General features: G+C 58.7%; 7 protein-coding genes. All 7 read right to left on the bottom strand.

Annotated features, from left to right (window positions below; translation table 11 throughout):
- Positions 1–247: 247 nt before the first annotated feature.
- The 7 genes from ABHU32_RS03905 to pstB all read right to left on the bottom strand — a co-directional run bounded on the left by ABHU32_RS03905 (position 248) and on the right by pstB (position 6,144).
- Positions 248–748, bottom strand: coding sequence for a GNAT family N-acetyltransferase (locus ABHU32_RS03905; RefSeq protein ID WP_346979023.1), 501 nt, complete (start codon positions 746–748; stop codon positions 248–250).
- A 39-nt stretch (positions 749–787) separates the two neighbouring features.
- Positions 788–1,438 (bottom strand): tyrosine-protein phosphatase, encoded by a 651-nt coding sequence (locus ABHU32_RS03900; RefSeq protein ID WP_022094060.1) that lies wholly within the window; start codon positions 1,436–1,438, stop codon positions 788–790.
- 17 nt (positions 1,439–1,455) lie between these two features.
- Positions 1,456–2,193: a CpsD/CapB family tyrosine-protein kinase gene (locus ABHU32_RS03895; protein WP_055309657.1), complete on the bottom strand. Its 738-nt coding sequence runs from the start codon at positions 2,191–2,193 to the stop codon at positions 1,456–1,458.
- Between the two features lie 2 nt (positions 2,194–2,195).
- Entirely contained in the window at positions 2,196–2,852 is a 657-nt protein-coding gene (locus ABHU32_RS03890; RefSeq protein WP_346979022.1) for a YveK family protein, read from the bottom strand.
- Between the two features lie 195 nt (positions 2,853–3,047).
- Positions 3,048–4,472 carry a sensor histidine kinase gene (locus tag ABHU32_RS03885; RefSeq protein ID WP_346979021.1) on the bottom strand — a complete coding sequence of 475 codons (1,425 nt, stop codon included), beginning with the start codon at positions 4,470–4,472 and terminating at the stop codon, positions 3,048–3,050.
- A 3-nt stretch (positions 4,473–4,475) separates the two neighbouring features.
- The gene (locus ABHU32_RS03880) at positions 4,476–5,204 is read right to left on the bottom strand and encodes a response regulator transcription factor (protein ID WP_117786111.1); all 729 of its coding nucleotides are present in this window, start codon (positions 5,202–5,204) and stop codon (positions 4,476–4,478) included.
- Positions 5,205–5,268: 64 nt separating this feature from the next.
- Complete coding sequence (gene pstB / locus ABHU32_RS03875) at positions 5,269–6,144, bottom strand: phosphate ABC transporter ATP-binding protein PstB (protein ID WP_346979020.1); 876 nt, start codon at positions 6,142–6,144, stop codon at positions 5,269–5,271.
- Positions 6,145–6,189: the final 45 nt, after the last annotated feature.

Genomic DNA, 6,189 nt, shown 5'->3' with positions numbered 1-6,189 from the left:
CGAGCGCCCAGGGCGCCACACGCGTGCACAGACTGTCGGTTCGACGTAGAAGCCTCAGCCGTAGCAACGGATTGCCCAGCGAGAGATCGCCGCGGGCGGATATTAAACTGCAAAGACGAGCGTCGGTAAGACACGCCGAGGTCGCCGCGGACGGGCTGATATAGGGAGAGGGCCTGACCCCATATCGTTGGGGCCAGGCCCGATTTTGCCTCTTGACAATGTCCTGCTCATATTAAAAGGAACGTCCCTATCTGCCATCTACGCGCTTGGCCATCCAGACATGGGGTTGGCCCTCGTCTTCGTAATCTACCGGGGCAATTTGCGTGTAGCCCGCCTTTGCATAAAGCGGCAGCACGTATTCCTGCGCATGCAGCTTAATAAGCTTAGCGCCGGCATCGCGTGCACACGAAGCACTGGTCTCCACGATCGCACTCGCCAGTCCGCGACGACGCATAGCCGGCAGCACGGCGACGCGCCCCATAATGTAGGTCTCCCCCGCCGCAACGTCTTCGTCCATGTCGCATGCCGGCAACACCGGGGCCTCTGCGTCAGCCACGCGCTCAAGCTCTTCGGGAAACACGCGCGAGCAACCGGCAAGCTCGCCGTCTACATAGAGCGTCACATGAATGCAGTTTGGATCCTCGTCGATAGCGTCGAACTCATTCTCGTAGCCCTGCTCGTCCATAAAAACGACGCGGCGCACCAACGCCGCGTCATCAAAGCATCCCGTCTTAAGTTGGATATCCATGGCTGCCCTTTCATTCAATGCGAACGTTAGGGACAGATTTTAGCGAAAATGAGCTCCGCGTACGCTAAACTTCGCGCGAGCCTTCGCCAGGCAGTCGTAATGACCCACGTTATGGGCATCGCTCGCGATGAAGCTGTACAGGTTCTGATCGAACAGGCGCTGTGCCGGCTTTTTCTCGCGACCAAAGCGACCGCCGGCAATAAAGTCCGCCGAAGCCTGCAGCTTGCAGCCCATATCGACCAGACGCTCCGCCACGCTTACATCCTTTTGAACCGCACGATAGCGCTCAGGATGAGCGATGATCACCTGGTAGCCACGGCACTGCAAATCGTAAATCGTGTTCTCGTACTCTCTAAACGCATACGCATCGGCATGCGTCGAAAGTTCGAGCAGAAACTCGTTGGTCCCATCGAAATGCAAGTGCTCCGCGGCATCGATACCAAGCTCAACGAGCTTTCGATGGTTGACCTCGAAGCCCATCTGGAGCGGAAAACCGTCAGCGTTATCACGCAGCAGCTCAAAGGCATCCCACATCTTGTCGTAATCAAAATAGGGATCACGGCAGTGAGGAGTGCAAACGATTCTGGTTACACCGGCCCGCTTGGCAGCCTCGAGCATCGCCAAGCTCTCATCGAGATCGGCGGCGCCGTCGTCTACACCCGGCAAGATATGGCAATGAATGTCACGCATAGGTCAGCCTTAATCAACTAAACGTTTGCTCGGTTGGTGAAGATGCCCTTTTTGGAAGTCCCCTGATCGTCGGAGCCCTTCTTAACCTTCTTACCGTCCTTGGTGTAGTAGGAGTAGTAGTACTCGCTGGTCTCGGTCTCGCAGTAGTTCATAACGGTACCGATGAGCTTGACCTTCTCGGACTTCTTAAGCTGACCGATGGCGTTGAGCGCCTCCTCGCGCTTGGTGAAGTCCTCGCGCACCACGAACAGCGTGCCGTCGGTCAGGCTGGCAATCTCGGCAGCATCGATGAAGGTGCCGACCGGGGGAGCGTCGAAGATGACGTACTGGAACTTAGCAGACAGTGCCTTTACCAGCTTGGCAAAGCGGTGAGAGACGATGATGTCGGCAGGATTGGGAATATGCGGCTCGGCATCAAGGAAGTAGAAGTTCTTCTGACCCGTCTCGACAATTGCCTGGTCAATGGAGATCTGCTCGGAAAGAACCGCATAGAGTCCGCCGCGCGAACGAACGCCGAGCATATCGGAAAGGGACCTGCGGCGCATATCGGCCTCAACCAGGAGCACGGACTTGCCACTCGTGGCAATTGCCTGAGCAAGGTTAATGGAAACCGTAGACTTGCCCTCGTTGGGAATCGAGGAGGTAACGGTGATGGTGCGAATGGGGTCGTCCACGCTCGCAAAGCGGATGTTGGCCAGAAGGGTCTTGGCGGCATTCTGTACAACGAGCTTATCGGTGTTCTTTGCCTTAGCCATGCCTATTTACCACCTTTCATAGCCGGAATTCGGCCAACAACGGGAATGCCCAGGAGCTCTTCTGCCTCTTCGGCACCGCGGATGCGGGTGTTGAGCATGTCTGCCAAAACGACATAGGCAACTGCGATAAAGATGCCCGCGAGGAACGCGACAGCAACGTACAGCATACGCTTGGGGCCGCTGGGGGCTTCGGGGGTCTTAGCCTCGTCGATAACGTTGATGCTCTGGGCAGCGCCGACGTTCTGAGCGACCATACTCACCGAGCTAGCTATGGCCTTTGCGACCTTAGCCGTCTCCTTGGCATCGGTGCCGGTAACCGAAAGCGTAATGACACGCGTGGTGGTCTCGGAGGAAACAGACACCTTGTAGTCATCCAGATCGGTGAGGCCCAGTTCATTGGCTGCGCCGCTCTTAACGCTATCGCTATCCAGCAGCGTGGCGATATCGTTGGAAAGCATCTGACTCGCCGAGAGATCGTTGTAGCTCATCTGACCGCTATCGTCGGTCTTGGCGAGAATGTACATGCTCGTCGTCGCGGTATAGGTGTTGTCCATCGCAACGAAGGACACGATGCCCATGGCGATCGCGCAGACCACCGGAAGGGTGATGACCAGCTGAAGGTGCTTCTTCAGCAGCTGGAACAGTTCGAGAAGGGTCATGCAGCTTGCCTTTCATTTCCCCAGTTCGGATTGACAAAACTGTCCGTATGTTATCGCATCTTTTTACCGAGACCAAACTCTATACATAAGAAACAGGCTCTCCTGTAAAAATGTCGGAAGCAATCGTAAAATTGCACAACAACGCCGCACCCGAAAGTCAAATGCGGCGTCTACATCAATATCTATGTTGTATCGCTATGCGAATGGCTCGTCCTGCTGTATGGGAAACGTCACCGTAATGGTGGTTCCCACGCCCAACTCGCTCGACAGATCGAGCGTGGCGTGATGATACAGGGCCGCATGCTTGACAATGGCAAGCCCCAGACCGGTTCCGCCGCGTGCCTTGGACCTACTCTTGTCCACGCGATAGAACCGCTCAAATACCTTGCCCTGTTCTTCAGGCGCGATACCGATTCCCGTGTCGGCGACCGCAAGGAACGGATGGCCTTCGTCGTTGGTGCCGCACTGCAGCGTAACCGTACCGCCGGGTCGATTGTAGCGGATGGCGTTGCTTGCCAGATTATAGATGAGCTCGTCAATCAAGCGCGACACGCCCTCGATGACCACAGGCTTGGTCTCATGACTTATCGTCACATTCGCCTGACGGGCGACCTGTTCAAGACGCTGCTCGACCGCGTAGATGGCACGCGAGAGCTCAATAGGCTCCGTGGACCCAATGGGCACCGCCTCGCCCTCAGCTGCACGCTCGGCCTCGTCCAAGTTAGACAGCGTAAGGATATCGTTGACAAGCGCTGCCAAGCGGCCCGCCTCACGATAGATGCGACCGCCAAAGTTGCGCAGGTCGCCCTCGCCCTCGACCATGCCGTTTGCGATGAGCTCGGCATAGCCCGAAATCGCCGTAAGCGGCGTCTTGAGCTCATGGGTGATATTCGCCGTGAACTCGCGGCGCATACGGTCGTTGTCCGCTAGCACCGCCATTTGGCGCTTGAGTTCCTGGCGCTGCGACTCGATACGCTCAAGCATGGGGACCATCTCGGCATAGGCGTGCTCATAGCTACGGCGTGGGTGGTCCAAATCCACCTCTTGCAACGGCGCGATGATGGCACGGGACTCGCGGCGCACCATAAAAAACGAGAGTACCGCACCCGCTGCTGCGATAAGCAGCATCGGCGCCACCATCGACAGCAAAATCGCCGCAACGCCAGGCTGGGCCTGCGCCAAGCGGACAACCTGGCCGTTATCAAGGGCGACGGCGCGATACAGCATAATCTCGTCGAGCGTAGAGCTTGCGCGCTCCGCGGAACCCAAACCACTCTCAAAGGCCTCGATGACCTCGGGGCGATCGCCATGGTTGGGCAGTGTGGAAGGCGACGCCTCGTTGTCGTAGGCAACCGATCCATCCTTGTTAATCAGCGTGATGCGCAAGTCCTCGCGATCGAGACTACGCAAGAACGGGATGGGCTCCTGCTGTTCGTCGAGAGCGGCAGCAATGAGCTCGGTTTCCTGCGCCAGATTGGCACTCGTGGCATCCGCCAAGGTGTTTTGCACAAAGAACGCACCCAGCACCGTAAACGCCACGATAACCGCCATGGCGCAGACAAAGATCGTCACAAAAACGCGGTGCGACAGCGTATGTTTTCCCTGGGGGGCGAAGACCACGGGTTACTCCTCCGATGCGGTGGCCGCGGTGTCGTCGCCTTTGGCACCATCGCCGGCAGAAGGCTCGGCCAAGCGGTAGCCCACGCCGCGCACGGTCTCGATGGCGCTGGCATGCTCGCCCAGTTTTTGGCGAAGCGTCTGCACGTGCACGTCAACGGTGCGCGAACCGCCGTCGAAGTCCCAGCCCCACACGCTCTGCAGCAACGACTCGCGGGTAAAAACCACGCCGGGCTTGCGCATGAGGTACTCGAGCAGGTCGAACTCGCGCAGGGTGAGCTTAAGCGGCTCGCCGGCAACGGTCACCTCGCGATGGCTGGGCGAGAGCACGATGTCGCCCACGCTGAGCACATCGCTCGCCTGCTTGACCATGCCGCCGCGACGCAGCAGTGCGCGGCAGCGGCTGGCGAGCTCCATGAGCGAGAAGGGTTTAGTCAGGTAATCGTCGGCACCGCCATCGAGCGCCATCACCTTGTCGAGCTCGGTATCCTTGGCGGTAAGCATCATGATGGGCACCGTCGCCGTCAGGCGATCGGCACGCAGGCGACGCATAATCGCCAAGCCATCGGTATCGGGCAGCATGATGTCGAGCAGGACAGCATCGGGTACCCGTCGCGCCACGGCGGCCTTAAACTCGCCGTCGCACGAAAAGCCCTCGGCCTCGATTCCCTGCTTGCGCAGCGCATAGACCGTCAAATCCCTGATGTTGTCATCGTCCTCGACGTAATAGATCATGTTGAACCCCTTTGCGGCCGACATGACCGCATCTTAACCCTAAAGGTGCCTATACTAGATGGTATCAGCCAAAACGGCCCGTCAAATAATCCGCCGTGCGCGGATCAGTCGGATTCTTGAAGAGTTGCGCGGTAGGCGCGTGCTCCACCAGCTCACCCAGCAAAAAGAACGCGACCGAATCGGAAATACGCGCGGCCTGCTGCATGTTGTGCGTAACGACCACCAGCGTGCAGGTCTCCCTGAGCTCGCAGGCCAGCTGCTCCACCACCAGCGTCGATACGGGGCCGAGCGCCGAGGTCGGCTCGTCCATCAGCAGAATATCGGGCTGCACGGCAAGTGCGCGGGCGATGCACAGGCGCTGCTGCTGTCCACCCGAAAGACCCAGGCCCGACTCCTTGAGCTTGTCCTTGACCTCGTCCCACAGGGCAGCGCGACGCAGGGCGTCTTCGACCAGCTCGTCGAGCACGGCGCGATCGCGCACACCCATACCGCGCGGCCCATAGGCGACGTTGTCGTAGATGCTCATGGGAAACGGGTTGGGGCGCTGGAACACCATGCCCACGCGCTGGCGCAAACGGCAGATGTCGTAATCGCCCAGGATATCTTGACCATCGAGCGCAATCTTGCCCTCGATGCGGCAATCCTTGATGCCGTCGTTCATGCGGTTAAAGCAGCGCAGGAGCGTCGACTTGCCGCAGCCCGAAGGCCCGATAAACGAGGTGATCTGCTTGTCGCGGATCTTGATATTCACGTCCTTGAGCGCATGATGGTCGCCATAGAACAGGTCGAGGCCCTCGACGTCGATGCGCGTCGGCGAGGCGGCAAGATCCTCTGCCGTGGGGCGAGTCGCATCCCCAACCTCGCGCTCGTGCGCGGCCTCGGCCTGCGCTTTCATGAGTTCTTCAAGCTCCGTGGGCTCCACAGCCGCAGCAGCCGTCATACCGCATACCTCCACATCGATATCAATTCAGCAGTATCGATAGTA

It is taken from the genome of Collinsella aerofaciens (assembly GCF_039758965.1).
Taxonomy (GTDB): Bacteria; Actinomycetota; Coriobacteriia; order Coriobacteriales; family Coriobacteriaceae; genus Collinsella; species Collinsella aerofaciens_BR.
The sequence above is the reverse complement of the archived record's forward strand: the minus strand, read 5'-3'. Positions and strand labels throughout refer to the sequence as shown.

Coding starts and splice junctions, on each gene's coding strand:
- ABHU32_RS03895 (WP_055309657.1), bottom strand. CDS start 2,193: ATGGCTAAGGCAAAGAACACCGATAAGCTCGTTGTACAGAATGCCGCC.
- ABHU32_RS03880 (WP_117786111.1), bottom strand. CDS start 5,204: ATGATCTATTACGTCGAGGACGATGACAACATCAGGGATTTGACGGTC.
- ABHU32_RS03890 (WP_346979022.1), bottom strand. CDS start 2,852: ATGACCCTTCTCGAACTGTTCCAGCTGCTGAAGAAGCACCTTCAGCTG.
- ABHU32_RS03900 (WP_022094060.1), bottom strand. CDS start 1,438: ATGCGTGACATTCATTGCCATATCTTGCCGGGTGTAGACGACGGCGCC.
- pstB (WP_346979020.1), bottom strand. CDS start 6,144: ATGACGGCTGCTGCGGCTGTGGAGCCCACGGAGCTTGAAGAACTCATG.
- ABHU32_RS03905 (WP_346979023.1), bottom strand. CDS start 748: ATGGATATCCAACTTAAGACGGGATGCTTTGATGACGCGGCGTTGGTG.